The sequence below is a fragment of the Clostridium senegalense JC122 genome (genome assembly GCF_000285575.1).
In the GTDB taxonomy this organism is placed as follows: Bacteria; Bacillota; Clostridia; order Clostridiales; family Clostridiaceae; genus Clostridium_J; species Clostridium_J senegalense.
The window spans coordinates 251,807-278,355 of sequence record NZ_HE611052.1; the positions used below are offsets into that span (position 1 = coordinate 251,807).

27 protein-coding genes and 1 pseudogene are annotated in these 26,549 nt (G+C 25.6%); 7 read left to right on the forward strand and 21 right to left on the reverse strand.

Annotation, left to right across the window (positions count from 1 at the left end; genetic code table 11):
- The first annotated feature begins 81 nt into the window (after nt 1-81).
- On the forward strand, nt 82-351 hold the full coding sequence (locus CSGHG_RS12995) for a DUF1294 domain-containing protein (RefSeq protein WP_010296043.1): 270 nt from the start codon (nt 82-84) through the stop codon (nt 349-351).
- 198 nt (nt 352-549) lie between these two features.
- Here the strand turns inward: CSGHG_RS12995 and CSGHG_RS13000 are convergent, their stop codons facing one another.
- The 9 genes from CSGHG_RS13000 to CSGHG_RS24325 form a co-directional block, all read right to left on the reverse strand.
- Entirely contained in the window at nt 550-1,221 is a 672-nt protein-coding gene (locus tag CSGHG_RS13000; protein ID WP_010296045.1) for a manganese catalase family protein, read from the reverse strand.
- Between the two features lie 121 nt (nt 1,222-1,342).
- Entirely contained in the window at nt 1,343-2,002 is a 660-nt protein-coding gene (locus tag CSGHG_RS20795) for a peptidylprolyl isomerase (RefSeq protein WP_010296047.1), read from the reverse strand.
- A gap of 344 nt (nt 2,003-2,346) precedes the next feature.
- Nucleotides 2,347-2,490, reverse strand: coding sequence for a hypothetical protein (locus CSGHG_RS23300; RefSeq protein ID WP_155844766.1), 144 nt, complete (start codon nt 2,488-2,490; stop codon nt 2,347-2,349).
- A gap of 184 nt (nt 2,491-2,674) precedes the next feature.
- Nucleotides 2,675-2,890, reverse strand: coding sequence for a heavy-metal-associated domain-containing protein (locus CSGHG_RS13015; RefSeq protein ID WP_010296049.1), 216 nt, complete (start codon nt 2,888-2,890; stop codon nt 2,675-2,677).
- A 56-nt stretch (nt 2,891-2,946) separates the two neighbouring features.
- Complete coding sequence (locus tag CSGHG_RS13020; protein WP_010296051.1) at nt 2,947-5,388, reverse strand: heavy metal translocating P-type ATPase; 2,442 nt, start codon at nt 5,386-5,388, stop codon at nt 2,947-2,949.
- A 101-nt stretch (nt 5,389-5,489) separates the two neighbouring features.
- Nucleotides 5,490-5,753 carry a metal-sensing transcriptional repressor gene (locus CSGHG_RS13025; protein WP_010296053.1) on the reverse strand — a complete coding sequence of 88 codons (264 nt, stop codon included), beginning with the start codon at nt 5,751-5,753 and terminating at the stop codon, nt 5,490-5,492.
- 485 nt (nt 5,754-6,238) lie between these two features.
- Complete coding sequence (locus CSGHG_RS13030; RefSeq protein WP_010296055.1) at nt 6,239-6,730, reverse strand: hypothetical protein; 492 nt, start codon at nt 6,728-6,730, stop codon at nt 6,239-6,241.
- 70 nt (nt 6,731-6,800) lie between these two features.
- Complete coding sequence (locus CSGHG_RS24320) at nt 6,801-6,983, reverse strand: hypothetical protein (RefSeq protein ID WP_010296058.1); 183 nt, start codon at nt 6,981-6,983, stop codon at nt 6,801-6,803.
- Nucleotides 6,984-7,153: 170 nt separating this feature from the next.
- Nucleotides 7,154-7,444, reverse strand: coding sequence for a hypothetical protein (locus tag CSGHG_RS24325; protein WP_235700149.1), 291 nt, complete (start codon nt 7,442-7,444; stop codon nt 7,154-7,156).
- Nucleotides 7,445-7,595: 151 nt separating this feature from the next.
- On the opposite strand from CSGHG_RS24325, the gene uvsE reads away from it, so the two are divergent.
- Nucleotides 7,596-8,558 carry a UV DNA damage repair endonuclease UvsE gene (gene uvsE / locus CSGHG_RS13040; RefSeq protein WP_010296061.1) on the forward strand — a complete coding sequence of 321 codons (963 nt, stop codon included), beginning with the start codon at nt 7,596-7,598 and terminating at the stop codon, nt 8,556-8,558.
- Nucleotides 8,559-8,609: 51 nt separating this feature from the next.
- Here uvsE and CSGHG_RS13045 read toward each other — a convergent pair whose 3' ends face one another.
- Both CSGHG_RS13045 and CSGHG_RS13050 read right to left on the reverse strand, forming a co-directional pair.
- Nucleotides 8,610-9,026 (reverse strand): hypothetical protein, encoded by a 417-nt coding sequence (locus tag CSGHG_RS13045; RefSeq protein WP_010296063.1) that lies wholly within the window; start codon nt 9,024-9,026, stop codon nt 8,610-8,612.
- A 371-nt stretch (nt 9,027-9,397) separates the two neighbouring features.
- On the reverse strand, nt 9,398-9,895 hold the full coding sequence (locus tag CSGHG_RS13050) for a TspO/MBR family protein (RefSeq protein ID WP_010296065.1): 498 nt from the start codon (nt 9,893-9,895) through the stop codon (nt 9,398-9,400).
- A gap of 397 nt (nt 9,896-10,292) precedes the next feature.
- On the opposite strand from CSGHG_RS13050, the gene CSGHG_RS13055 reads away from it, so the two are divergent.
- Nucleotides 10,293-11,474, forward strand: coding sequence for a dicarboxylate/amino acid:cation symporter (locus CSGHG_RS13055; protein ID WP_010296068.1), 1,182 nt, complete (start codon nt 10,293-10,295; stop codon nt 11,472-11,474).
- A gap of 226 nt (nt 11,475-11,700) precedes the next feature.
- Nucleotides 11,701-12,006 (forward strand): hypothetical protein, encoded by a 306-nt coding sequence (locus tag CSGHG_RS13060; RefSeq protein ID WP_010296071.1) that lies wholly within the window; start codon nt 11,701-11,703, stop codon nt 12,004-12,006.
- A gap of 39 nt (nt 12,007-12,045) precedes the next feature.
- Here CSGHG_RS13060 and CSGHG_RS13065 read toward each other — a convergent pair whose 3' ends face one another.
- Nucleotides 12,046-12,585, reverse strand: a complete 540-nt coding sequence (locus tag CSGHG_RS13065; protein WP_010296074.1) for a flavodoxin family protein — start codon at nt 12,583-12,585, stop codon at nt 12,046-12,048.
- A 37-nt stretch (nt 12,586-12,622) separates the two neighbouring features.
- Complete coding sequence (locus tag CSGHG_RS20805; RefSeq protein ID WP_010296077.1) at nt 12,623-13,852, reverse strand: hypothetical protein; 1,230 nt, start codon at nt 13,850-13,852, stop codon at nt 12,623-12,625.
- 183 nt (nt 13,853-14,035) lie between these two features.
- Between CSGHG_RS20805 and CSGHG_RS23740 the strand changes: the two genes are divergently transcribed.
- Entirely contained in the window at nt 14,036-14,191 is a 156-nt protein-coding gene (locus CSGHG_RS23740) for a hypothetical protein (protein ID WP_010296079.1), read from the forward strand.
- Between the two features lie 369 nt (nt 14,192-14,560).
- Here CSGHG_RS23740 and CSGHG_RS25100 read toward each other — a convergent pair.
- From CSGHG_RS25100 to CSGHG_RS13095, 4 genes and pseudogenes are all read right to left on the reverse strand, one after another.
- Nucleotides 14,561-17,127: pseudogene (locus CSGHG_RS25100) on the reverse strand (3'-5' exonuclease).
- Between the two features lie 159 nt (nt 17,128-17,286).
- Complete coding sequence (locus CSGHG_RS20815; RefSeq protein WP_010296081.1) at nt 17,287-17,952, reverse strand: glycoside hydrolase family 73 protein; 666 nt, start codon at nt 17,950-17,952, stop codon at nt 17,287-17,289.
- A gap of 244 nt (nt 17,953-18,196) precedes the next feature.
- A complete protein-coding gene (locus CSGHG_RS13090; RefSeq protein ID WP_010296083.1) occupies nt 18,197-18,907 on the reverse strand; it encodes a hypothetical protein in 711 nt (236 codons plus the stop codon).
- A 265-nt stretch (nt 18,908-19,172) separates the two neighbouring features.
- On the reverse strand, nt 19,173-19,778 hold the full coding sequence (locus CSGHG_RS13095) for an acetate uptake transporter (RefSeq protein WP_010296086.1): 606 nt from the start codon (nt 19,776-19,778) through the stop codon (nt 19,173-19,175).
- A gap of 407 nt (nt 19,779-20,185) precedes the next feature.
- Here CSGHG_RS13095 and CSGHG_RS22040 point away from each other — a divergent pair, with 407 nt between their 5' ends.
- Nucleotides 20,186-20,734 (forward strand): nuclease-related domain-containing protein, encoded by a 549-nt coding sequence (locus tag CSGHG_RS22040; RefSeq protein WP_162130918.1) that lies wholly within the window; start codon nt 20,186-20,188, stop codon nt 20,732-20,734.
- Between the two features lie 76 nt (nt 20,735-20,810).
- Here CSGHG_RS22040 and purB read toward each other — a convergent pair whose 3' ends face one another.
- Entirely contained in the window at nt 20,811-22,241 is a 1,431-nt protein-coding gene (gene purB, locus CSGHG_RS13105) for an adenylosuccinate lyase (protein WP_010296091.1), read from the reverse strand.
- A 163-nt stretch (nt 22,242-22,404) separates the two neighbouring features.
- Between purB and CSGHG_RS13110 the strand changes: the two genes are divergently transcribed.
- Nucleotides 22,405-22,632: a DUF378 domain-containing protein gene (locus CSGHG_RS13110; protein WP_010296093.1), complete on the forward strand. Its 228-nt coding sequence runs from the start codon at nt 22,405-22,407 to the stop codon at nt 22,630-22,632.
- A gap of 133 nt (nt 22,633-22,765) precedes the next feature.
- Here CSGHG_RS13110 and CSGHG_RS13115 read toward each other — a convergent pair whose 3' ends face one another.
- The 3 genes from CSGHG_RS13115 to CSGHG_RS13125 form a co-directional block, all read right to left on the reverse strand.
- Nucleotides 22,766-24,127 carry an MATE family efflux transporter gene (locus CSGHG_RS13115; protein WP_010296096.1) on the reverse strand — a complete coding sequence of 454 codons (1,362 nt, stop codon included), beginning with the start codon at nt 24,125-24,127 and terminating at the stop codon, nt 22,766-22,768.
- A 188-nt stretch (nt 24,128-24,315) separates the two neighbouring features.
- The gene (locus tag CSGHG_RS13120; RefSeq protein ID WP_010296099.1) at nt 24,316-25,233 is read right to left on the reverse strand and encodes a pseudouridine-5'-phosphate glycosidase; all 918 of its coding nucleotides are present in this window, start codon (nt 25,231-25,233) and stop codon (nt 24,316-24,318) included.
- 40 nt (nt 25,234-25,273) lie between these two features.
- On the reverse strand, nt 25,274-26,383 hold the full coding sequence (locus CSGHG_RS13125) for a PfkB family carbohydrate kinase (protein ID WP_010296102.1): 1,110 nt from the start codon (nt 26,381-26,383) through the stop codon (nt 25,274-25,276).
- Nucleotides 26,384-26,549 lie beyond the last annotated feature (166 nt).

Consider the following 26,549-nt stretch of genomic DNA (forward strand, 5'->3'; position numbering starts at 1 on the left):
TGATATTTTATGATGTACTATATAGATAATATATAAATCAAAGTTTTAGGTTAGATCCTATATATAAATTAGGAGGTTTTTATGAATAATATATTTATATTTTATCTAATTACCATGAATGTACTTGGATTCGTATTAATGTATATAGATAAAATTAAAGCTAAAAAGCACAAATGGCGTGTTAAAGAAAACACTTTACTTACCATTGTAATTTTAGGTGGTTCCTTAGGTTCACTTATAAGTATGTATACATTTAGACACAAAACTAAACATACAAAGTTCACTTTAGGCATTCCTTTAATATTAATAATTCAAATTATATTTTTATATTATACAACATACAAAATATAAATTTACTAATCACTCCTTTTATCTAATATAACTATTCAAAATTAAGTTTTTTACTCTCACTCATCTTGCAATTGCTAAAAAAATAATTACTTTGCAAAAAAATTATAATATTTTATTTGAATGTTTTTTATAAATTAAAAGAACACTTATTCATCACTGAATAAGTGTTCTTTTGAAGATATTTATATTTATATTTTTTTATTTTCTTGGATTTTCAAATGAAGGTGGAGTTGGATTAGGAGCTTCATGAGAAGGTCCTGGATTAGATAAATTAAAGTATAGCTTAGAATCCTCAGTAACTCCAAAATCTTTATTGGAACCAGTATTTTGCACTTTATTTAACGCTTCTCTAAATAATGCATTATGTGCTTCTTCTCTATTAAGTAAGAAATCGATGGTTGCTCTAACTTCTTTATCATCAATTTGGCGATATAAATATTCATATACAACTTTTGCTCTTTGCTCAGATGCTATATTAGATAATAGGTCTGCAACTAAATCACCTGTTACAGTTACATAATCAGCAGTCCATGGTGCGCCTGATGAATTGATTAATACTGGTGATAAGCCACATTGGACATGTGTTTGAATTTCTCCACTATTAACTTCGTTAATGTTTACATCATGACCATTTAATAAATTTATAGTTTGAGCCACCATTTCCATATGACTAAGCTCTTCTGCCGCTATATCTAAAAATAAATCTTTTATTTCTGGATCTTTGATTCTAAAACTTTGAGCCATATATTGCATTGCTGCTTTAAGTTCACCGTTGCCTCCACCTAATTGTTCTTGCATTAAAACTGCATATTGAGGATTAGGTCTTTCAACTTTCACCTCATGTAGTAATTGTTTTTTGTGTTCAAACATGAACAGCACCTCCAAATAATAAATTTCAGATTTATTATTTCCTACTACATATTTTATATACCTATATAAATATTAAATAAAAAACAGGACTCTAAGTAAAATTAGAAATCCTGTTTTTATTCTATTGAGCTACTTTTTCTGGTTTATTATATTGCACTCCAAAAGTATCTACTGTTATCTTTTTAATTTTAATTTCTTTTACTGGTTTATCATTTTTATCTGTCTCTACATTTGCTATTTTATCCACAACTTCAAGTCCCTCTACCACTTTACCAAAAGCAGCATATTGATCATCTAAATGTGGTGCAGTATCATGCATTATAAAAAATTGAGAACCAGCTGAATCAGGATCTTGTGCTCTTGCCATTGATAAAACACCTTTCTCATGTTTTAACACATTCTGCTCAAATCCATTTTCTTTAAATTCACCTTTAATAGTATATCCTGGACCACCAGTTCCATCCCCCTGTGGATCTCCACCTTGAATCATAAATCCTTTTATAACTCTATGAAATATTAAACCATCATAAAAATTAGAATTAGCTAATGATATAAAATTTCTAACAGTGTTTGGTGCTAAATCAGGATATAACTCTGCCTTTATAACAGAACCATCCTCCAATTCTATTTTGGCAATTGGATTTTTCCCGTTTTCTCCTTTTTCACTTTTAACTACAGTTGGAACTTCCTCTTTGTCCTCTTGTTTTTTAGTACATCCAGAAATTACAACTGTCACTCCAATTATAATTAATAATATTAGTGCTATGTATTTTTTGCTCATAAAAATCTCCTTTCTTGAGTTTTGATTAAATTTTACCATATTTATAAATGAAGTAAAATATTTATATTTAATCTAAATTAAAATAAAGATAATTTGTTACTTAGAAAGTATTTTATTTGCTTAAAATTTTAATAACTTAATAATATCTAATGTTTATTACAAAGCTGTGACGACTAAAAAATATATTTACTTAGATATATTAAGTGCCACAATATATCAGTCTCATAAAATATAATTTTTAAATTACTATCTTTTTATTTTCAACATATTTATTTAATTAAAATATAAAACCATGGATTTTATATCAAAGTAATATATTCTATGATTAAATCCATGGTTTATTCTTAATTATTATTTTTTTCTAAAGACCACTGTAAAATTTCTTCATATTTAGGATATTCACTTGTTGGTACCTTATTAAAAGTATCATAGTCATAATCATATAATACTTCTATATCTTCTTTTTCTTTAGTATAAATTTTTCTCATTCCTTTCTTTAAATATATATAATTATATTAATATATATTATCAACATATAAATCAAACTTTATGTATTATACTGCAATTTTTAAATTTAGTCCAAATAATATATAAGTTTATTACTTATAAAAATTTTAAAATAAGTAAAAGGGTATTTTCTTAAATTTCAAATACCCTTTTACATTTTATTTATTAAATTTTTTCAAAATTTACAGCTTCATATCCGTATTCATCTAATGCACTTTTTATTATGTTTTCACCAATTTCTTTATTACATTCTATTATAGCATTTTTACCTTCTAAATTGACTTCTACTGAAGTTACTCCTTCTAATTCACTTAAACACTCATTTACATGTTTAACACAGTGCATACAACTCATTCCATTTATTTCGATTTTCATTTTCATAATTTTATCTCCTTTAATTATAATTTATATAAAGTTTTATAATTTTAAACTTTAATTTACTCCTTGAAATTTTTAAGTCTTAATGCATTTAAAAGCACAGAAACTGAACTAAAACTCATAGCTAAAGCTGCAATCATAGGATTTAAAAGTGGACCTTTAAAAATATGAAGTACGCCCATAGCTATTGGTAATCCTAATGTATTGTACCCAAATGCCCAAAATAAATTTTCTTTAATATTTTTTATTGTTTTATCACTTAATTTAATAGCTAGAGGAACATCTATAAGGTCACTTTTCATTAAAACTACATCTGCTGATTCAATTGCTACATCTGTTCCCGATCCAATTGCTATTCCTATATCAGCCTTAGCAAGTGCTGGGGCATCATTTATTCCATCTCCAACCATAGCAGTTTTCTTCCCATTATTTTGAAATTCTTCAATAACTGAAGCTTTCTCATTAGGAAGAACATCTGAAACTACAACATCTAGACCAACTTCTTTAGCTATTGCACTAGCTGTTATTTTATTATCGCCTGTAAGCATCGCTACTTCTATACCCATAGAATGTAACTTTTCTATAGCTTCTTTACTGCTTTTCTTAACAGTATCTGCAACAGCTATAATTCCTTTTAATTCACTATTTATTGCAATAAACATAGGCGTTTTACCTTGCTCTGCTAAGCTTTTATAATCATCATTAAAATCCTCTATATCTATATTATTTGAAATCATAAGTTTATCATTACCAAGTAAAATATTATCATTTTCTATTTCACACTTAATTCCTTTACCTTGTATAGCTTTAAACTTATCAACAGCCTTAAACTCTAAATTTTTCTCTTTAGCTTTTAAAACTATAGCTTCTCCTAATGGATGTTCTGATCCCTTTTCCGCTGATGCTGCAATTAATAATAAGTTTTCATCACTAATATTTTTACTGATTATGTCTGTAACTTTAGGCTTACCTTCAGTTATTGTTCCTGTTTTATCAAAAACTACAGTTTCTATTTTATGAGTTTCTTCCAATGCAGTTCCACTTTTAAAAAGAACTCCCATTTCAGCTCCCTTTCCTGTACCAACCATAATAGCTGTTGGAGTAGCTAATCCTAAAGCACACGGACAAGCAATTACAAGAACAGAAGTAAATATAGTAAGTGCAAATACAAAATCCTTTTCATATACATACCAACCTATAGAAGATATTAATGCAAGTATTATTACAGTAGGCACAAAATATCCAGAAACTACATCTGCAAGCCTTGCTATCGGTGCTTTCGACCCTTGTGCCTCTTCTACTAACTTAATTATTTGAGCAAGAGCTGTATCACCACCAACCTTAGTTGCTTTATATTTAATATGCCCATTTTTATTTATGCTAGCACCAATAACATTACTTCCTTTAGCTTTTTCAACTGGTATACTTTCCCCAGTTAACATACTTTCATCTATAGAAGTTGTTCCATAAACAACAATTCCGTCTACAGGAAGCTTTTCACCTGGTTTTACAATTACTATATCAGAAACTTCAACATCATCTATTGGAATTACAATTTCTTTTCCATCTCTTTCAATTGTTGCTGTTTTAGGTGTAAGACCCATAAGTTTTTTTATAGCTTCTGATGTTTTTCCTTTTGTTTTTGACTCTAAATATTTTCCAAGAGTAATTAAAGTTAATATTGTTGCTGCTGATTCGAAATATAACTTTTCATGAACAGCATGTCCGTTTCCATTATAAATTTCAATCATTGCATATATACTATACAAATAAGATGCCAAAGAACCAATTGATATAAGTGAATCCATATTAGGATTTCCTTTAATTAATGACTTAAATCCAACTCTAAAAAACTTATTCCCTATAATTATCACTAATGTTGTTAATATAAATTGTATTAAAGCAAAATTAAAGGGATTTTTCATAGGATTTATCATGGTAGGTAACTTCAATCCAAACATAGATCCCATTGATATTATGAGTAAAGGTATTGTTATTACTGAAGATGCTACTAATCTATTAAAGAGATTTTTACTGTCTTTTTCTTTTCTTTCTTTGTCTTTATCTATAGAATCATTTTCTAAATTTATTACTAAATATCCAGCTTTTTTTATAGCTTCTTTTATTTTAGATATATGAATTTTATCTTTTTCAAATTCTACTGTTAATTTTTCATTTGCTAAATTAACATTAGCATTAACTACCCCGTCTAATCTTTTAACTGTTCTTTCAACTGCTTTAGAACAAGCTGCACAGGTCATGCCTCCAATTTTCACTGTTCTAATTACAGTATCTAACGTTGCCTTATAACCGCCTTTTTCTATAGCATCTATTATAGTTTCTAACATAACTTTCTCTTTATCAAAAGTTATGTTTAATTTTCCTGTTGCTAAGTTTACATTTGAACTTTCAACGCCATCAAGCTTTCTTGTTATTCTCTCAACTGCTTTTGAACAAGCTGCACAGGTCATTCCTTCTATCTTAATGTTCTTATTATCCATACCCCTCTCCTTTCGCTATATAGAGTTTTAAATTTAAATTTTAACTTTGGTAAACTATTTATATCTTTTTATAATCTAAATATTAATCTTTTGTATTGCAACTATTTAGCTAACTTTTCAATAATCATCATAACTTCTTCTAATTTTGTGTCTAAATCGCCTTCACAACAAGAATTTTTTACACAATGAGTAAGATGTTGCTTTATTATCTCCGAATTAGCTTTCTTTAATAAAGATTGAGATGCGATTATTTGATTAGATATATCAATACAATATCTTTCATCTTCAATCATTCTTATAATTCCTTCTATTTGCCCTTTAGCAATTTTTAAATACTTTACAGCATTTTTCTTTTCTTGATTCATAAAACTACTCCTTTCCACCCCACCCCCGAGGGGTATAAGTTCAATATAATACTTTTATTTTATTTTGTCAATACTATATAAATTTATTAAATAACTTTAAAATATTTTCATACAAGATTCAGCATTAAATTCTAAGTAATTTGGAGGATGCCTCACTATTTTAGGTATGCAAGTTTTTAAATGGATAATTCTTAAAGTCAACTTACAATCCTATATATAATTTAAAATTTATTAAAATATGAATTAATAATATTTCCTCAAGTCTATATGTATACAAACATATACGCAAAGCCAACATCCTTATTCCAGTAATTTTTTAATTTATTGCTACATTTTATAATAAAGAACTTAAATAAGTTATCCATTGAAAGTTCATTTAGACACTTTATAGTTTTTTATCTTTATTTTTTTAACACTATAAATTTTCAGGCTTGACTTTACGTATATGCTTGGAATTCTATACTATTAATCTAATTTCAAATTATTTAAGCTTCTTTCACCTCATATTTTGCACTTTTATAAACTATGGGTTTTTTACTAGCATCATTATCTTCAAATTGAATAACCTCTATTTTATGAGTTCCTTTAACTAGATTCTCATCAGTAAGATTTAAAGAAACTTTACTTTCTCCGAAATTTCCTTTTTCAACCAACTTTTCATCTATAAATATATAGCTTGTTTTTTTCTCATCAAAATTAGAAGTTGTTAAATCTATTTGCATTATTTTAACATCTGCTTGCGTATGTACTATAGGTATTAATCCTGTTTCACCATTTCCATCTGGTGTTGATACTATAATAGTTCCTTCTCCCAACTCTTCTTTAAAATCTTTAGGGTAAGTAACTATTTCATCTTTAACTTTTTCCTCAATCTCTTGATTTACTTCACTTTTAACAACTTTTTCATTTTTATTAGTACATCCTACTAAAGAAAAAAGCATTGAAAAAGCAATTAAAATTACGAAAATTTTACTCAAAACAATCCCTCCTCAATAAAAATAACTATAATCTACATTTAGATTATAGTTATTTTTTACTAACTTCCTATTATTTATTCTTATTATTTAATTCTCTCATAGCTTTTCTTATTAATCTATCTTGATGCTCTTTTTCCTTTTGTTCAAGATAAACATATATCTTTGAACTCCAATCATCATAAAGTTTTTTGTCTATATCCTTTAAAAAAGATAAAAATTCTTCCAATCTATTTCTACTATCCATTCCTTTCATTAAATGTCTTGGATAACTTACTCGTTTCTTATATTGATTCTTAGGATCTATTACTTTTAATGAAAAATCTTCTTGTACATATAAATCCTTACATCTTATATCTAATCTTTTGTAGCCTAATTTTTTAAAATCTCTATAAAGATTTACTATATGTTCTGCAATTTCTCTATTTATAGGGTTTTTCTTAAATACTTATCTAATCTTACCCCACCTACATAATCTCTTATTATGTAGTGACTACCATGTTCATATGCTTTAGGAAAGTATTTACTTTTTCGTGACTTTACTAAAGTTTCATATTCCATTTTACAAACCTTTGTACAATTAAATATTTTTATTATTTTATTATTTGGTAATAAATAAACAACACCATTATTACCCTTTCCCAAATACTCTGAGGTTTTTATCATTTCTTCTACTCGTCTACTTAAATAAATTGGATTACTAAAAGGTCTTGTCATAATTCCTCCAAAATACATAGCTATTAATACTATTCTATGCATCATCGTAAATAAGTAGCCTTAATTTTTATAATATTGTTTTTGTGCATAAATCTATTAATTATATTTAATAATATATATTGATTAAATATGTTAAAAAGGATGTTTTATTATGAAAGTTCGTTTAGGATATGTTTCAATATCACTTAATCTCCCTAAAATCTCTAGTTCTAGTAATGTAACTTATAGTTATTATAATAAACTTGCTACTGAACCAGAAAAACTACAAAAACTTATAACTGTTACTAGATCTAACTTAGATGACTTATACACTATATTAAAATATAATAAAAATAAACAAATTTCTTTTTATAGAATCACGTCCTCTTTGATTCCACTTGCAACTCATCCTGAAGTTTTTAATTGGAATTTTAGAGAATTATTTTATGATTATTTCAATTTCATTGGAGAATATATTAAAATAAATAATTTTCGTGTAGACACTCACCCCAATGAATTTAATGTTATTAACAGTATTAATGATACTACTGTTAATAACACCATAAGAAATCTTATGTTTCATGCTAATTTATTTGAAGATTTAAAATATGAAAATGGTAAAATGATATTACATGTTGGCGGGAAGCAAGATGGTATAGCCAAAGCTAGTATACGTTTTATTGAAAATTTTAACACCATTCCCCAATCAATTAAATCAAAAATAATACTTGAAAATGATGATAAAAGCTTTACTGCAAAAGATACAATTAAAATTTGCAATAGTTTAAATATACCTATGGTATTAGACCTACATCATTTTAAATGTAATAATAATAACGAATCTTTAGTTGAAATTTTAAATAATTTTTTTAAAACCTGGGAAAACCAACCTTTTCCTGCAAAAATCCATTATTCCAGTCCACGTAGTCATAAATTGGATAGAAAACATGCAGATTATATAAATCCAATAGAATTTGTGAATTTTATAAAACTATGTAGTTCCTTAGGATATGATAGCTTAGATGTTATGCTCGAAGCAAAAAATAAAGATTTAGCACTATTCAAATTAGTAAAAGATATAAAAATTTTAAAGCCTGATTGGAAATGGCTAGATAATTCTACATTTTTAGTGTAAAAAGAACCTAGATACTATCTATTAATGCAATCTAGGTTCTTTATCTATACTTTATTTATTTCTTTTATAAGTAATTAATCCAGGGCATACCTCATCACCAAGTTCTTTACCTTCATCTAATAATTCTTTTAACTCTTCAACATCATCTATATAGCTTAAATTTTCTTCATTATCAAATACATCTACATACTCAGTAGCTTCTTCCTTTAAGTCATATGAATCATTTTCTAAATTATCATCTTCCAAATCAAAATCACTAAATTCTTCAATGTCTATGTTAATTTTTTCTTTTTCATCTTCTTTATTTTCAAAGACTTCATCTATTTTTATAGCTCTAATATCATAACCCTCTAACTCTAAGCATTTTCCACAGTTATTACAAACTTTCTTTCTATCTAATTCACATAACTCACATTCTTTACAATCATTACACAATTTATTTTCATTAAAGATACAGTTTTTGCTCATACTTACAACCTTCTTTACTATTCTTATTTTTCCGTTTAACTCTCTAATTTATTGTATATATTAAACATTTTTATATGTTTAAATACCATTTCATTTTTTAATATTACAAGAAACAATGACCAATTTAAATTTATTCAATACCTTTAAAATATTTTCATATAAAATGTAATGTTAAATTCCAATTGATTCGAATCATGTCTCATTATTTTAGGTATCCAAATTTGGGAATAAATAATTTTTAAAGTTAACTTAGAAACCTATATAACATGTAACTTAAAAATTATGCTTTGTATTATTTAATTGACTAGCACTATATTTTATCAAACTTTTTTATAAAATTCAACTCTAAGCAAAAACTAATCTTTTAAGTTCTATTTATTTAACTTATATATTTGATAATTTAAAATTAAAGCAAAACTACTCCAAATAAGATATGGTAAAAGTAACAAACCAGCGATCTTGTCCTTTTTATAAAATGCTACAGTTGTAAAAATAATAAATATAATCAATATAAATAATTCTATAAAAGCTAAAAATCTTAAATTAAAATAGAAAAAAATAATTGACCATAACAGGTTTAATGCAAATTGAATTACAAACAATATTATTTCTTTATTTACATCATATCCTAATTTACCTAGCATTAATATTCTATAAAAAGCTAGTCCCATCATAAAATATAATATAGGCCAGACAATAGCAAAAACTGTTGGTGGTGGAGAAAAGCTTGGTTTTACCAATACTTTATAAATTGTCGGTGCATTTCTTGTAACAATACTTATAATTGCAGGAAGTCCTAAAGTAAAAATTAGACTTATTATTAAAAGAAAATAGTCTTTTTTACCTTTTACTTTTAAAATAGATTTCATTTTTTACCCCCATTTAATTTATATTTATAGATATTTAAATATAGTAATTATATTATGTAATACCTATATGGTATTTATATATTTAACTTCACATATAAATATTCATTTTTTCAAATTATATATTTTTCACATAAATCTTAATTAACTTTTTATCTTTAAACTTTTATAAATTAATATAACTAAATTAAATTTTTTTAAATTTATCAATAATTACAGCTAATAAATAAAATCTATTATAAAAGCAATTATTATTTTTATCTTATATTTGTTTTTATAATAGATTTTATTTATATATTTGATTTAAAAATATTTATCAAATTAAAAGGTATTTTGGTTTTCTTTGTCTAATTATAAATGTGGATAGACAAAGATTTTATACAATGGAGGTTCATTTGTAATGAAAAAATTTTTTAACAGCTTAATTTTTAAGCTAATAGTAGCTGTAGCCATAGGTCTTTTATTCGGCTTTATGTGTTCTTCACCTACAATCGCAATAATAGTAACTATTAAAAAAATATTATCTCAAATTATTCTATTTACAATCCCACTAATTATAATTGGTTTTATTGCTCCTTCTATAGCAAGGTTAAAGTCTAATGCTACAAAACTTTTAGGATATGCTGTTTTAATAGCATATTTATCCTCAGTTGGAGCAGCAGCATTTTCTGCTATTGCAGGATACACAATAATTCCACATCTCAATATTGTTTCTACTACAGACGGATTACAAAAAATTCCTGAGGTGATATTTAATTTAGATATACCTCCAATTATGAGTGTTATGAGTGCACTAGCATTATCAATTCTTGTTGGACTTGCAACAGCATGGACAAAATCCGAAACAGTAGAAAAACTTTTAGAAGAGTTTCAAAATATAGTTCTTAGTATTGCTACAAAAGTTGTTATACCTATAATACCTGTTTTTATAGCAACTACTTTTGCACAACTTGCATATGAAGGTAGTATTACAAACCATTTACCAGTTTTTATTAAAGTCATAATTATTGTATTAATTGGACATTTTATTTGGCTTGCATTTCTTTATCTTATAGCTGGGGCTATTTCTAAAACTAACCCACTTAAGGTTGTAAAAAAATATGGTCCAGCATACTTAACTGCTGTAGGTACTATGTCATCTGCTGCAACATTACCAGTAGCTCTTAAATGTGCTAAATCTACAGAAACATTAAGAGATGATATAACTGATTTTGCTATTCCACTATGTGCTAACATTCACTTATGTGGATCTGTTTTAACAGAAGTATTCTTTGTACTGACAGTTTCAAAAATTCTTTATGGAAATCTTCCATCATTAGGCAGTATATCATTATTTATAATACTACTTGGAGTATTTGCAATAGGTGCACCTGGAGTTCCTGGAGGAACAGTAATGGCATCTTTAGGACTTATAACCAGTGTACTAGGTTTTAATGAAGTAGGTACAGCATTAATCCTTACAATATTTGCACTACAAGATAGTTTTGGTACTGCATGTAATATTGTTGGAGATGGTGCTATAGCTTTAATGCTGACAGGTATAGCTGAAAGGAAAAATTTTAAACCATCTTCTACAGATTAATTGCTTTAAATTAAGTAAACTAACCTAATTTAAATATTAAAGACTATTACTTATAGCTGATAAATAAAATATCACTTTAAAATAATAGTCTTTTTTTATTTTCATAAAATTGCTTTATAAATGTTTAACTTATTTAAATATTTGTAACTTTATATTTTATAAATTATAAAATATATTAAAGATAAAAATCATATTACATTGTAAAATATATTTATGGAGGTACTTTATGAAATTTTTAGGTATATTACTTATAATAATTGCATTTGTATATATTCTTTATGGTTATCTTGGTCAAAATATGGTTTTAATTTACAACAGATATATTAATCTTTCTTTCAATGACGAAGTATCATTTTTCAAGATACAGTTTTATGGATCTATAACAATTTTTATTTTAAATTTTATTCTAGGTGTAATATTAATTAAAGAATTTCTACCTTGGTATTCTATAACTTTATGTCCTTTAATAATATATGGAGTAAATTTTCTTTTAATGTATTATTGTAGATGTAAAAAATATATTTCCTTTTAAAAAGTAAAGTGCCTTAAAATTTTTAAGGCACTTTACTTTTTATATTAACTCTTTTCCTATCTTATATATTTCTTCTAATGCCAAAGTGTTATCTTTTACTGGTACATTCTCATCAGTACATACACCATAAACACCTAAAAGTTCTATTCCTACATAATCAAATATATCTTTAAACATTTTTTCTGTAAGCTCTGGTCCAGAATTTGGCATTGCTCCACCATATGTCATAAGAAGATATGCCTTTTTGCCCTGCCTATCTTTTTCCTTCAATGCATAAGTTCTATCTATAAAAGTCTTTAACTGTGCAGACATACTCCACCAATAAATAGGTGTTGCAAAAACTAAAATATCTGATTGTTTAAAAACATCATATAAATTCACCATATCATCTTTTTGAATACATTCACCTTCTCTTTTACAATAGTTACATGCCCTACAAGGTGATATTTTATATTCCTGTAAGAATATATTTGCTATAGTTACCTTATGGTTATCACTAATTCCTTTCAAAAATTTATTTAGCAATAAAGCTGTATTTCCGCTTTTATGTGGACTTCCCATAAATGCTCCAATTTTCATAAATAAAATCCTCCAATCCAAAAATAATATATAAAATTTAATATTTATCTATATTTAAATTTTCTTTTAATTTTTTTACCTTTTTCTTTATATTTACCTCTAACTTATCTATAAATCTGTTAGTAAATGGTACATATTTTTTTATTTCCTTTACATATTTTTTAGAAAAATATTTTCTATTTTTAATTACAGCAAAAAATATCATCATTAAGCAATTAGTCTTTATAATGTACTTTAATTCATCTTCTTTTTCACAGTTAAAGCACTCACTTTTATCTAAAAACTCACTTGTAAAATTTATTAGTTTATTTACTATTAAATCTAAGGGATATTTACCCGCTATTTGGCTTATTATTGTCATGTGATTATTTTCTAAGTCCTCTTCTATATCTTGAATATCATCACAGAGCTGAAGCAAAAATCCGTAACCATATACGAATTCTTCTTGAAGTTCATTTAAAACTCCATTTATAAGATATCCATCTGCAAGTACAGACGCCCCACCCTTTTCTATAGATATTCCTAAAATATCATTTTCATAAGGTATACTTTTTTTACTTTGATTTATCAAACCTTGTTGTTGTGCATTGAGAATTATAATAAGCGATTCATAAACATTTTTATGTTCTTCTCTTTCAAATACTCTTTCAATTTCTTCTATTAATTCATAAACTTTATTCTCATGTTCACAAATTCCATTAAGTTTTGCTCCTTCTAATCTTTTTAAAAACCTTTTATTAAAATTAGATTTTTCTTCAATTGAAATCAAAGGATTGTCCAAATAATTATCTGTATAAGGGTATAACATACTATAACCAAATATAGCTTTTGTAAATTGAACGTTTTGACCGAAAGCTTTTTGAAGTATATTTACTATCCATAAATTTCGCATAGCTTGACCTATATCTTCAAAAGTTAATTTATCATCAAAAATTTTACAATTCTCAATAAATAATTTCGTACTTTCAAAAAACTTTTCATCAATATGATTCTCAATATATTTAGCATTATAAAAATCTACTTTACTTAAAAAATCCTTTATATTCTCCATACACCTATTTTTCAAATTAGACTTTTCTTCATCATCTTTTGGAAATTCCATCATATTATTTAAAAAATCATCTAAAAATAAATTGAATTCTTTTTCATTTCGCTTTTTATCAAAATAATCAACATAATCTATATCTAAACATAAATCGCAATTACTTCTCCACCATAGCTCTTTATAAAATAGTTTTAAATCCTTTGCTCTACTGTAAAGGCACATAATTAAGTGGCACCATCCCTTCTATACATAATCAAATTATATAATATATACCTTACTTAATCAAAATTATCCATTTTAACCATTAAATTAACTTAATAAATTTATAAATATAACACAAGATATTATCATAACTATAAAATCTATAATAATTAATTTAAGTATATTTCAAAAGGAGGCGTTTTTATGCCAAAAGATAGTCAACCTGATAATAAAGAAGCTAGAATGAGAAAATGTAATTATCAAACACCTATAACTAGCGAAGAAGGTAAAAATAATAATAGAACAGCAAAAAAACATTCTATTAAGAGACAAGGTTTTCAAAGTGATCATATAAACTAAACTATTTTATTAAATTATAAACAAATTTATTAATTTGAAATATAACATAGCTCAGTTAGCACAAATAAAAGTAATCCGTATAAAATATGGATTACTTTTATTTTATAATAAATCTTATACTTTTATTCAATAGTAATATAACAATCTTATAAATTCTTTATTAATATAATTTTAGCATGTTGATAAAGAATTAATTTAATATACAGATTACTATTTAATTTATATTTACATAGTTTACTTTTTAAGTAAATAACTTAATTTAAATTATGTAAACTAATTTATACAATTATTAAATTTTATATTATAAAATGATAAAAATAGTATTACTATGGATTTTAATACTGCTTTTATCACTTTACCGAACTATATTTAAATTTCTTCTATAAACTCTTTATTTATATATTTTATAAATCTACTTGGAACATATCTATTACTTGAAGTGTTTGTTAAATACAACATTTTTTTAGCTCTTGTCATAGCCACATAAAATATTCTTTTTTCTTCTTCAAAATAGTTTTCTTTTATTGATTGATATGATGGAAAATTTGGCTCATATAATCCACTTAAAAATACATATTCAAATTCCAACCCCTTTGCTTGATGCACTGTTATTATAGGTATTCTTTTACCCTTTGTCATAAGTCTTTCCATTTCTCCATTTGATAGCGATGTGATTTGAATAAACTCCATTAATGAATCCTTATGGTTTTTTTCCTTGTTATCTAATTCTTTTGCTATCAAATAAAATTCTCTTAAGTTATTTATTCTATTAGGTTCTTTTATATATATTTCTTTTATATTAAACTCATTTACCACAAGTGCTACAATATCTTGCGGTCTTAAGCCTTTTGATTTTTCTATGAAATCAATTAACTTTATACTTATTTCTTCAAAACTTTTTAAATGTTTTAGTATTAAAGATTGTCTTTTCAAAGTTGTAGGAAGAATCTTATCATAAATTCCCTTTACTAAAAGTTCCCCAGTGGCTAATATATCATCCATAGCATTATGACTTGGTTTGTGGTTAGTATTAAATGCTTTACTCAATGTTTCCAACTTATGATTACACATATTAGGATAAAACCTTCTATATATGTCTAACGTATCATAAACGCCTATAAACTCTACCTCATCTAATTTATTTCTTGAAAGTTCACTAGCTAATATGCTTATATCAAATTGAACATTATGTCCAACTATTACAGCCCCTCTAGAAAACTTCAAAAACTCTTTTAATACTTCTATTTTATCATTCCCATGTTTTTCTAAATATTCATCACTAAATCCATGAACATACTCTGAATCTTTCACAGATTTATTATTTTTTAAAAACCTTTCAAATACTTCTATAGCTTCCCCTTTATTATTTATTCTTATTGCAGCTATTTGTATTATTTCATCTTCTGTTGTATCAACTCCAGTACTTTCTACGTCAAACACTATTACATTATTTTTTTCTAGTTCACTATGTAAAAAAATAAACTTATCACCATATTTAAAAGTATTTAAATCTATAAAATCCGATAAACTTATTCCTACTTCTTTATATTCTTTAGATTGTATTTCATTTAAAGTTCTCTCACCTATACCTGTTTTTAGTCTTCTTAGTATTCTTGATAAGCTATTATTATCATTTCTATTTACTATCAATTTTATAAATGCTAATATGTCTTTTACTTCCTGTCTCCTAAAAAATTTAAATTGATCTATAAGTATAAAATTCACTTCATTTTTCTCTCTTAATGAAGCCATTGCTAATTGTTGACTTAACTCTATATTATATTTATTGTTTCTTGTCAAAACACAAATTTTAGAAGGATGTTCTTTATTTATTTTTTTATTTCATTCAATATCCATTTTGCTTCTTCATTTATATTTTCAGCTTTAAAATATTTTATTTTTTCTCCAACTTCCTTTGAATAAGCTTTAATATCACTAATGCTTGAATTGTCAATTTTATTATGAAATGCATTTTTTAAATAATTACAAGATGCGTTTGTTAATACTTTTGTTGCTCTATAATTCTTGTCAAAATTAATTTTTAAAGGATTATACTTTCTTAAATATCTTTCAAATATATTTTCTGGTGTAGATCCTCTCCACTCATAAATTGTTTGAAAACTATCTCCACAAAGCAATATATTATTTTTACTAAATATTTTTTCTATTATGCTATATTCTAAAATACTTGTATCTTGAACTTCATCTATATTTATATATTTAAATTTTTCACATATCCTTTCAACTACTTTAGGCTGATTAAATAATTCTTTCGCCTTAACTATAAGGTCTGTAAAATCTAATCCATGATTACCATATAAAATCCTATTATATGCTTCTACCATATCTTGTCCATGCTCTAGGAACTTATCATATATGCTTTGAGAAAATTTATATTTTTCCACCGAAACTCTTTTTAATTTATAAGGCTCTTCAGTTTTCAATATGGATATAACATTTTTATAGTCGTCTACGGAGTTTTCACTATAAACGTTATATATGGCCCTATGCTCTTTTACTAAATTTATAAAATTTTGAAGAGATTGTGTTGGATGATTAAAGTAATTTACTTTCTTTATAATTTCTTCACAGTCATTTTCATCATATACTGTAAAATCCGTAAATATATCAGTTCTTTTTTTAGCTTCACTCTTTACAATATCAAAACAAAAGCTATGAAAAGTTCTTACAGTAATATTTTGTCCACAGCTCCCCATATTTTCAAGTATTCTATCCTTCATTTCCTTACACGCTTTATTTGTAAAGGTAATACATAAAATTTCTTTTGCAGTAGCTTTTTCTTTTTCTATTATATTTGAAATTCTATATGATAATGTATTAGTTTTTCCCGTACCTGCACCAGCTAAAAGTAATATATTTTTATCTAATGTTTCAATAACTAGTTTTTGTTTTTCATTAAATTTATTTTCATTCATAAAATACTCCCTAATTTAATTTTTTTAATATTTTTATTGTAACAGAAAACACTTAGCTTTTCATTAAATAAAAAACTGATTTTTTACGTTAATTATTTATTTTCAACTTGAATATCTATAAGATATAATTTATAGCTTTCTATTAGTTCTATTAAAATATCACCATAAATTTTTTTCACCATCATAATTTTCTGCAGTACTGTAGCCAGCATTTTCTAATGACAAACATTGATTTTTATAATTTTTTTCTTTAAAAAATCCATGGTCTTTATATCTTTTATTTTCATTTAAAAATATACCATGATCTTTAATAGATTGATTTTTATTTTTATATTTTCTAAAATATCCATCTATTACCACATTATAAAATTCTTTAGTCTTGAAACTAATAGTCTCACCTTTGTACTTACCATCTGCTTTTATCCCAAATAAATTATTTCCAGAAATAGCAAGTTCTGATTTTCCCCAATTGGACTCTATTATTGCTTGTGCTATTGTTACTGATGGCATTATGTTATATTTTTCGTAATTATATATTGAACCTTCCAAAATTTCATTTATAAAATTCATCTGATAATCCTCTCCCTTTATATCTTTAGGAAGATTTATTTTACAATTCTTAATCTCTTCTATATATTTATAAACTCTTCTTTTTTCTTTAGTTGTAAAGTTTAACTTTTTTAATACTTCTTCTAATGAAAAAACCTCATTAGTTGATGTTTTTATAAATGTTTTTGCTGTATGTTCTATATCTTCATTTTTTATATTTAAAAATGAATTATTATTTTCCACAACAGCTATAGCGGCTATTTCTCTCCAATTCAAATTAAATTTATTGTCACATACTTCCTTTGTTATTTCTATGTATCTTAAGGTATCTAACCCATCTATTTTAATGCTTTTTTTATTCCAAATTTATAAGATGTTTCAAACACTAAAACCATAATTATAAATAATATAATAGCCCCTACTATAATGGATACACGTTTCATCCATTCCCCTACTTTCTAGTAAAATTTAAACTTATTGCATTATAATTATCGTTTAAATTTATCTAAAACTTGAATACTTAATATATTCTTTGTTGGTTATGTTTTCTTATAAACTTATAACATACTAAAGCCATTAAAACTCCTAATACAAATACATATAATAAAATTACATATAAAAATTGATTCTGAACGTAAACAATAGACATAGTAGTTCCACTTTTTATCTCATTAAGTTTATAGTTCCATTTTGCTACATCATTGTCTATAGTCATTGCATTGGACTCTACTATTTTTCCAGGAACCTTCATCTGATTCTCATAATTAATATCTTTAATAAAGTTAATCAGTGATGGTGTTATAACCTTATATTGTTTATCCGTAGCATGAGATATTATTTCTTTTAGAATATCCTTATTAACTTTTATATCTAAATATACTTTGTTTTTCAATATCCCTGGCTTTATACTTTTATGAATACTTATGTATTTTGTTAAATCTTCCTTACTAACTGTTTTAAAGTCATATAAGCTATATTTATATTCGATTACTTCCATATTATCTTCTTCATATTTTTTAATTTTGAATCCCTCTTCTTCTCCTCTTATATTCTTTTCCAATATTGGATTTAAAACCTTTCCAGAAATGTTATCATATTTCATTTTTCCCATAACATATCCACTACCGTCTTTATTTATTTCTGTTATAGTTGTTAAATTAATCTTCCCACATCCAACTAACATCATAGATATTGTAATATATACTAAAATTAAAAATTTATTTTTTTTCATTTTGTCTCCTTCCTTTTATGTAAATCTTAAAGTTGACTTTTAAAATATTTATCTAAACAAAATTATTTTTACATTTTTTAAATTAATATATCTTATTATAATAAAAATATCAAATAAGTTATCCATTTAAAATTATATATATAAATTAAACTTATAAATTATATATCTACAATAAACCAAAAGGCCAGTAAGTTGATTTTATCACTTACTAGCCTTTTTATTAGTTAAAACTTATGTAATTCTATATAAATATTATGTAAAATAACTATTTAAATATTCCAAAAGGTTTTCCAACTGGCAATACAATTTTTCCAAAATGAGTATTTAATACTGCTGCTGCACTACCATAAAATGATACTATAGCTATTCCAAGTTCTGCATATGCTGCTATCATATGTGCAGGTTCTGCTATAATTCCAAATGAACTTAAAGTTAATCCTAAAAATAGGAAATCTATAAAGAAAAATATTGTAAACAAAACCTTATGTGTTTCCATAGCTCCTACTGTCATATATATTGTAAATATTAAATATGCCAAAAAAGCAAATCCTAATTGTTTTGGATCTGCTTTTGATGCAAGAGCTTCTCCAAACACACCATTTTGAATTAACCAAGTAAGTCCCATAGAATACCAAAAGAATGCATACGCTCCAAAAGCTGTTGCTCCAAAAGTATTATTATGTTTAAAATCATTTATTGATGCAACCAATTGAGCAGATGCACCTAAAAATATTGCCCATGGTAAAACAAAAGATACATCTTGTGTTAACCCAAGTTTTTGTGAAGATGCTACTAATGTTATTACAGCAAGTCCAAATAATCCTAAAGCTGAAGGATCTGCTGTTACGATTTGTACTTTATTATTACTCATAAGTCCCTCCATTTAAATGTAATTTTGCGTTATATTATAATTCCATTAAAATTTTATATAAATTTACAAACGCCTATTAAGATTATTATATTTAATAAATAAAGTCAACATATTTTTTGTTTTTATTTGTTAATTATATATTAATTTTGTATCCCTTTTTATATGTCGAATATTGTAATTTTATCTTATTTTTTCTATAATAAATATATATTAATCTTTTATTTACAAAGGAGAAAATTTTGGCTACTATACTAAAAAAGAAAAATCGTTTAAAAAGGCTTAAACTTATATATCATTTTAATATTATAGTTAATATTATTTTTATATATCTGTTTTTATATTTAGGTACTAATGTACACTTTTTATTATATTTATTAATCTTTCCATCTATATCTATTGTTTATATTTTGAATAATAAAATAAAAAAATTAAATTCTGGTATTAAAGGTGAAGACATAACTTTACAGGTATTAAAAAAACTTAAAAACAGCTATACTGTTTTATCGGATTTAAAAATAAAGTCAGACCATAATTCTGCACAAATTGACACTATAGTCATTGGTAAAAATGGTGTTTTCATAATAGAAACTAAAAATGTTTTTGGATTCATTTGTGGAAATGGAAATGATAAAACTATTTCCATTTCTAATAAATATTATAGTAATGGAAAAACTAACTTTAAAATGTACAATCCCTGCAGACAAGTTAAAACTCATATAAAAAAAATAAATAAAATCTTAAAAAATCTTAATGTTGATTGTGATGTAGACGGTATTATATATTTTACTAATCCAAATGCTAATGTAATTTTCAAAAATACTTCTTTGAAAATATTTTTACATAAGACAAGCGGTGGTTATGACATGCTTAACTATATATCTAATTCTAATAAAAGTAAAAAATTAACCAAAAAAGAGCAAGGTCTAATAATTAATTCACTAAAAAAACATTTATAAACAGAAATATCCTATAGAGTAGATTTTTTTATATTGTCTACTCTATAGGATATTTTTTATAATTAAACTTTTATAATTAAACAGTTATTTGAGCGCTTTCACCTAAAAGTTCCTTGTTTGCTTCTAATATTGGTTTTACATATTCCTCTACAAAGTCTATTACCTGACCTGGCGCTCTTCCAACAAAGTTTTTAGGGCTTATAATATCTTCTATTTCTTTTTTTGTTAATCCAAAATTATCATCATTTATTATTCTTTCAATTAAATCATTATTTAATCCATCTTCTTTTACTCTTCTTGCTGCATCCATAGAGTGAATTCTTATTCTTTCATGTAACTCTTGTCTATCCTTTCCTCTTTTTACAGCTTCCATTAATATATTTTCTGTAGCCATAAATGGTAATTCATTGTTTACATGTGCTTCTATAACTTTTGGATAAACAACCATATTCTCAGTTACATTTAAATACAAGTTTAAAACACCATCTAATGCTAAAAATGCTTCAGATACAGCAATTCTTTTATTGGCTGAATCATCTAAAGTTCTCTCAAACCATTGAGTTCCTGCTGTTATAGCCGGATTTAAAGAATTTACTATTATGTATCTTGAAAGAGCTCCAATTCTTTCACTTCTCATAGGATTTCTTTTATATGCCATAGCTGATGAACCTATTTGATTTTTTTCAAAAGGTTCCTCCATTTCTTTCATACTCTGAAGTATTCTTAAATCATTGCTAAATTTATAAGCACTTTGTGCTATTTCAGATAAAGTGTTTAATATTATAGAATCAAGTTTTCTTGAGTATGTTTGACCTGTTACTGGATAAGATTTCTTAAAACCCATATCTGCACATACCATTTTATCAAGTTCTTTTACTTTTATTTCATCATTGTTAAATAACGCCATAAAGCTTGCTTGTGTTCCAGTTGTTCCTTTCACGCCCCTAAATTTCATTGTTTCTATAACAAATTCTAAATTTTCAAGATCCATAACAAGCTCATTAGCCCATAGTGTAGCTCTTTTACCTACTGTTGTTAACTGTGCAGGTTGAAGATGTGTAAATCCAAGAGCAGGAGTATCTTTATATTTCATAGCAAAATTAGATAAATTATTTATTATATTTATAACTTTTTTCTTTACTAAAAATAAAGCTTCTCTCATAACTATAAGATCTGTGTTATCCCCAACGTAACAACTAGTAGCCCCTAAATGAATTATTCCTTTTGCACTTGGTGCTACCAATCCATAAGCATATACATGGCTCATTACGTCATGTCTAATCTCTTTCTCTTTTTTTTCTGCAGCATCAAAATCTATGTTATCTATATTATTTTCAAGTTCTTTTATTTGCTCATCTGTTATATTAAGACCTAGTTCCTTTTCAGCTTTTGCTAAAGCAACCCAAAGCTTTCTCCAAGTTTTAAATTTCATTTCATCTGAAAATATAAAAGACATTTCCTTTGAAGAATATCTCTTATTAAATGGTGAATTATATAAATTTCTCATAGTTTCCTCCGTATATTTAAAATATTTTTTACGTTATACTTCATATTATAACATATATTTTCTTAAAAAGTAATATATTTATTCGTTTCTTTAGAGTTCTAATATCTATTTTACATTCATATATTTAATTAGAAATATATAATATATCATTGGGGGGAATAATATGTATCACTTTAATTTATTAGACAAAATCTCTTTAGTCCTACTTATAATTGGTGGACTTAATTGGGGATTAATAGGCCTACTTAATTTCAACCTTGTTACAACAATTTTTTCAGTTTTTCCTGAAAGTTTAAGCGTAGTTTTATCTAGATTAGTGTACATTTTAGTTGGACTAGCTGCTGTCAACTTAATAAGATTAACCATAACCTGTATTAAAGGTAAAAATTAACATAACAAATAATGAAGTCTAAACATATTATGTTTAGACTTCATTATTTTATACTAATTTGTATTTTTTTTAAAGATAAATTGTAATTTTTTATTTACTTAAATATAACTTTCTGAGTTTTAAATTTTTTTCACTACATATCACTCACTAAGTTTCTTATCCACTTTTTAGATTTAAATCTTGGGAACGCTAACATTACCTTTAAAAGTTCCTGTATATATACTACTGATACAACTAAATATATTGGTAATTTCAAAACATGAGCACATATTATAGCAATAGGTATTCCAACTATCCAAACTCCACTCATCTCTAATACAAATGAATATTTTACATCTCCTCCACTTCTTAAAATTCCCACTATAAATATACTTGTAAGCATTCTAAAAGGTGTTATAAAACTAAATACACGTAATATAATTTTAGTATCATGTAAAACTTGTGGTGAAACATTATACATTTCTACTATTGGAGTAGTTGCTAAAAATAATAGTGTACCAGTTATACACCCAATAATAAATGTAATTTTTACAAACCGATTTCCATATATTTGAGCATTTTCTTCCCTACCAGCACCAATTTCATTTCCTATCATAACTGCACATGCATTAGCTAGTCCAAATCCAGCTACTATAAATATATTTTGTATAGTACTTGCTATCTGATATGTGGCAACAGCCTCAGTTCCTATTCTTGCATATATAACTGAATACATTGTCATTCCCAAGGACCAACAGATTTCATTAATTACAACTGGATACATTGTCTTTACAACTCCTAAAAAGAACTTTTTATTAAAATCAAAAAATTCTTTTAACCTTCCAACTAATGGACTTTTTCTTTTATATATTACAATTATTATAAGTGCCATTTCCATTATTCTTGCAATAAGAGTAGCAATAGCTGCCCCTTCAACTCCCAAAGTTGGAAAACCTAGCGCTCCAAATATAAGAATATAATTAAATACTGTATTACACAAAAGAGCAATAGCACTTGTTATCATAGGTAATTTAGCCTGACCTATACCTCTACAAGAAAAAGCAAATGCATAACTTATCGCCGTTATTACATAACTCCATCCTACTATTTTTAAATAATCTGCACCTAATTTTATCACTAATGGATCTTTGGTGAAAAATCTCATTACAAGCTCTGGCGAAAAAAAAGCTAATATATTAAATATTAATCCTCCAGCACATCCTAAAATTAAGCAAATTCCTAATATTTTTCTTATATTACTTTTATCATTTTTCCCCCAAAATTGAGCAGTAAATATTGAACATCCACTATTAACTCCAAAAATAAATAGTGAGAATAAAAAATAAAACTGATTTGCAAGACCAACTGCAGCAATTTGTGTTTCACCTAATTTACCTATCATTATAGTATCTACCATATTCAGTGATGATGAAATTAAATTTTGAATCATTACTGGAATAGCTATTGCAAACATTTTCTTATAAAATCTTTTATCACGTAAAACTCCCTTTTCCATATTCCACCTTAACCCATTTTTATATTTTTTCTACATTATGAATATTATCATATTTCTTTAAATTCAACTATATATTTTCAAAATATTATTTATGTAATAAAATGCACCTAAAAAAGCTGTCTCTAAATAAATTCTATTTAAAGACAGCTAATATAAAATAAATTTTACCTAAATTTTTTATTTATATATTATTGTAATTTACTTAATTCTACGGCTAAATCAGCACCAAGTTTAGCATTATTGTAAACAAGTTCTATATTAGCTTCTAAACTTTGTCCTTTTGTTATTTCTTTTACTTTTGAAAGTAAGAAAGGTGTTGATTCTTTACCTTTTATACCTTTTTCCGCTGCTTCTTTTACCGCATTATTTATAGCATTCGTTATCATGTCATAATCCATTGCATATTCTTCTGGAATTGGATTTGCAACAACAACTCCACCTTTTAAGTTTAAATCCCATTTTGCTTTTAATGCAACAGCTAATTCTTTTGCATCTTCAACTTTATAATCTACTTTAAATCCTGATTTCACAGTATAAAATGCTGGTAATTCTTCTGTTTTATAACCAATAACTGGAACTCCTTTAGTTTCTAAATATTCTAAAGTTAATCCTATATCTAGTATAGATTTTGCTCCTGCACAAACTACAGCAACATTTGTGTTTCCTAACTCTTCAAGATCTGCTGATATATCAAAAGTTTCTTGAGCTCCTCTATGAACTCCTCCAATCCCACCTGTTGCAAATACTTTTATACCTGCAAGACTTGCTATTATCATAGTAGAAGCAACAGTTGTTGCACCATCAAGCTTTTTCCCAACTATAAAAGGTATATCTCTTCTGCTTGTTTTTATAACATTAGGTGCTTTTCCTAAATATTCAACTTCATCTTTAGTTAATCCAACTTTTAATTTTCCACCTAATATAGCTATAGTTGCTGGAACTGCTCCATTTTCTCTTATTATTTGTTCTACTTTTAAAGCCATCTCTACGTTTTTAGGATATGGCATACCATGAGAAATTATAGTAGACTCTAGTGCAACTACTGGTTTTCCTTCTTCTAGGGCTTTTTTAACATCTTCATTTATTTCTAAATATTTTTCTAACATAAAATTACACTCCTTTTAAATAAACCTTTTCATTTATAAATTAATTATAATTTTTATCTTTTTTATTTTGTTCAACTAATAAATTAACATCCTCTGCATTTATATTTGGATTTATAGTGTTTTCATGACTTAACGCCATTGCAGAACATGCCATTGAAAAATTTATAGTATCTTCCACTGAATAATCTCTAAGATATGAATAAACTAAACCAGATACAAAAGCATCCCCTGCTCCATTAGCATTCTTAACTTCAACTTTATTTGGTTTAATAATTTTTTCATTACCCTCTTGGTCATTATAATAAGTTCCTTCTTCTCCTAAAGATACAAAAACTCTTTCAACACCTTTATTTAAGAAAAACTCACTCACTTTTGTTAGGTCTTCTTTATTTTTTATTTCTATTCCTGACAAAATTTCAGCTTCATACCTATTAGGTTTTATTGTATGAAATTTTCCTATTATATCCTTAACTTTCTTGCTTTTTTCTGTAGATACTGTATCTAAAAAGAATTTAGTATCTTTAAAATTATTTACAACATATTCTATAACTTCTTTAGGTATATTTGTATCTATAATAGCTACTTTAGAAGACTCTATTATATTTCTCTTTTGTTTAATAAATTCTATAGACATATTATCTAATATCTCCATTTCAGATATAGCAACATGCATGTCATTTTTAGAATCTAAGATAGACATATATACAGATGAATTATATCCTTTAAGCATTAAACTATTTTCTAAATCTATACCTAAATCTCTACATTCATTCAGTATTTTTGTTCCATAAAGGTCATCCCCTATAGTAGTTATAAGTTTTGTGTTAACTCCAAGTCTTACTAAATTTTCAGCAATGTTTCGTCCAACTCCACCTAATGACATTTTTATTTTTCCTATATTAGAATCCCTATATATTAAATTTTTCTTGGCTATTCCTAAAATATCTACATTAGCTCCTCCTATTACAACAACAAAATCTTCATCATTTACAATGTACCCCTTGCCTTTTATATAACCTTTCTTTATTAGATTAGTTATATGTACAGCTACGGAAGATCTTGTTATTCCTAATACATCACTTAACTGATTTTGAGATATCAAAGGATTCTTTTTTATTAAGTTTAATATTTCTTCTTCTCTTTTTGTCATCTTTTCACCTACATATCTGCTTACTTTATAAGCATTTGTTTAGCTTGTTTAAATAATATCACGTTTTTTTATAAATGCAACTAAAAAATATCTATTTTTTAGTTTCTTTATATACTTAAAATTTGCTTTTTTTAATATTTATATTCTATTTTTTAATTAGTCATAT

Coding starts and splice junctions, on each gene's coding strand:
- CSGHG_RS12995 (WP_010296043.1), top strand. CDS start 82: ATGAATAATATATTTATATTTTATCTAATTACCATGAATGTACTTGGA.
- CSGHG_RS13000 (WP_010296045.1), bottom strand. CDS start 1,221: ATGTTTGAACACAAAAAACAATTACTACATGAGGTGAAAGTTGAAAGA.
- CSGHG_RS20795 (WP_010296047.1), bottom strand. CDS start 2,002: ATGAGCAAAAAATACATAGCACTAATATTATTAATTATAATTGGAGTG.
- CSGHG_RS23300 (WP_155844766.1), bottom strand. CDS start 2,490: ATGAGAAAAATTTATACTAAAGAAAAAGAAGATATAGAAGTATTATAT.
- CSGHG_RS13015 (WP_010296049.1), bottom strand. CDS start 2,890: ATGAAAATGAAAATCGAAATAAATGGAATGAGTTGTATGCACTGTGTT.
- CSGHG_RS13020 (WP_010296051.1), bottom strand. CDS start 5,388: ATGGATAATAAGAACATTAAGATAGAAGGAATGACCTGTGCAGCTTGT.
- CSGHG_RS13025 (WP_010296053.1), bottom strand. CDS start 5,753: ATGAATCAAGAAAAGAAAAATGCTGTAAAGTATTTAAAAATTGCTAAA.
- CSGHG_RS24320 (WP_010296058.1), bottom strand. CDS start 6,983: ATGAAAGGAATGGATAGTAGAAATAGATTGGAAGAATTTTTATCTTTT.
- CSGHG_RS24325 (WP_235700149.1), bottom strand. CDS start 7,444: ATGACAAGACCTTTTAGTAATCCAATTTATTTAAGTAGACGAGTAGAA.
- uvsE (WP_010296061.1), top strand. CDS start 7,596: ATGAAAGTTCGTTTAGGATATGTTTCAATATCACTTAATCTCCCTAAA.
- CSGHG_RS13045 (WP_010296063.1), bottom strand. CDS start 9,026: ATGAGCAAAAACTGTATCTTTAATGAAAATAAATTGTGTAATGATTGT.
- CSGHG_RS13050 (WP_010296065.1), bottom strand. CDS start 9,895: ATGAAATCTATTTTAAAAGTAAAAGGTAAAAAAGACTATTTTCTTTTA.
- CSGHG_RS13055 (WP_010296068.1), top strand. CDS start 10,293: ATGAAAAAATTTTTTAACAGCTTAATTTTTAAGCTAATAGTAGCTGTA.
- CSGHG_RS13060 (WP_010296071.1), top strand. CDS start 11,701: ATGAAATTTTTAGGTATATTACTTATAATAATTGCATTTGTATATATT.
- CSGHG_RS13065 (WP_010296074.1), bottom strand. CDS start 12,585: ATGAAAATTGGAGCATTTATGGGAAGTCCACATAAAAGCGGAAATACA.
- CSGHG_RS20805 (WP_010296077.1), bottom strand. CDS start 13,852: ATGTGCCTTTACAGTAGAGCAAAGGATTTAAAACTATTTTATAAAGAG.
- CSGHG_RS23740 (WP_010296079.1), top strand. CDS start 14,036: ATGCCAAAAGATAGTCAACCTGATAATAAAGAAGCTAGAATGAGAAAA.
- CSGHG_RS13090 (WP_010296083.1), bottom strand. CDS start 18,907: ATGAAAAAAAATAAATTTTTAATTTTAGTATATATTACAATATCTATG.
- CSGHG_RS13095 (WP_010296086.1), bottom strand. CDS start 19,778: ATGAGTAATAATAAAGTACAAATCGTAACAGCAGATCCTTCAGCTTTA.
- purB (WP_010296091.1), bottom strand. CDS start 22,241: ATGAGAAATTTATATAATTCACCATTTAATAAGAGATATTCTTCAAAG.
- CSGHG_RS13110 (WP_010296093.1), top strand. CDS start 22,405: ATGTATCACTTTAATTTATTAGACAAAATCTCTTTAGTCCTACTTATA.
- CSGHG_RS13115 (WP_010296096.1), bottom strand. CDS start 24,127: ATGGAAAAGGGAGTTTTACGTGATAAAAGATTTTATAAGAAAATGTTT.
- CSGHG_RS13120 (WP_010296099.1), bottom strand. CDS start 25,233: ATGTTAGAAAAATATTTAGAAATAAATGAAGATGTTAAAAAAGCCCTA.
- CSGHG_RS13125 (WP_010296102.1), bottom strand. CDS start 26,383: ATGACAAAAAGAGAAGAAGAAATATTAAACTTAATAAAAAAGAATCCT.